The sequence below is a fragment of the Neisseria sp. P0021.S005 genome (assembly GCF_051956955.1).
In genome coordinates this window covers 1-842 of the sequence record NZ_JBQCWY010000823.1, presented here as the reverse complement: position 1 = coordinate 842, position 842 = coordinate 1, and the positions used below count along the sequence as shown (strand labels likewise).

At 55.7% G+C, this 842-nt stretch carries 1 protein-coding gene; it reads left to right on the top strand.

Annotated features, from left to right (window positions below):
* Nucleotides 1-842 (top strand): phosphoenolpyruvate carboxylase (locus ACTHUE_RS19555; RefSeq protein ID WP_440424231.1); only part of this gene is annotated, 842 nt, incomplete at both ends.

Below are 842 nucleotides of genomic sequence, written 5' to 3'. Positions count from 1 at the left end.
ACCTGCGCCAACACGCAGGCAAACACGCCGACGTGGTTGCCGAGCTTTTCCAACACGCAGGTTTGGAAGACTACAACAGCCTGAACGAAGAGCAAAAACAAGACGCCCTGTTGCGCGAATTGAGCCATCAACGCCCGCTGTACAGCCCGTTCATCACATACAGCGACCATACCCGCCACGAACTGGCGATTTTCAACGAAGCGCGCAAAATCAAAGACGAATTTGGCGAAGATGCCGTGACGCAAAGCATTATTTCCAACTGCGAACAACCCAGCGACCTGCTCGCCTTGGCATTGCTGCTGAAAGAAAGCGGCCTGTTGACAGTGGAAAACGGCAAACCGCGCAGCCGCATCAACATCGTGCCTCTGTTTGAAACCATCGAAGCGCTCGAAAACGCCTGCCCGGTCATGGAAACCATGTTCCGCCTCGACTGGTATGACGCTCTGCTCGAAAGCCGCGGCAACATCCAAGAAATCATGCTGGGCTACTCCGACTCCAACAAAGACGGCGGCTACGTTACCAGCTCGTGGTGTCTGTATCAGGCAGAGTTGGGCTTGGTCGAACTCTTCAAAAAATACGATGTCCGCATGCGCCTGTTCCACGGCCGCGGCGGCAGTGTAGGTCGCGGCGGCGGCCCTTCTTACCAAGCCATCTTGGCGCAACCTGCGGGCAGCGTTGCCGGACAAATCCGTATTACCGAGCAAGGCGAAGTCATTACCGCAAAATACGCCGACCCGGGCAATGCCCAACGCAACTTGGAAACCTTGGTTGCCGCGACTTTGGAAGCCAGCATCCTGCCGGATAAAAAAGACCCTGATGCCAAACTGATGCAGGATTTGTCG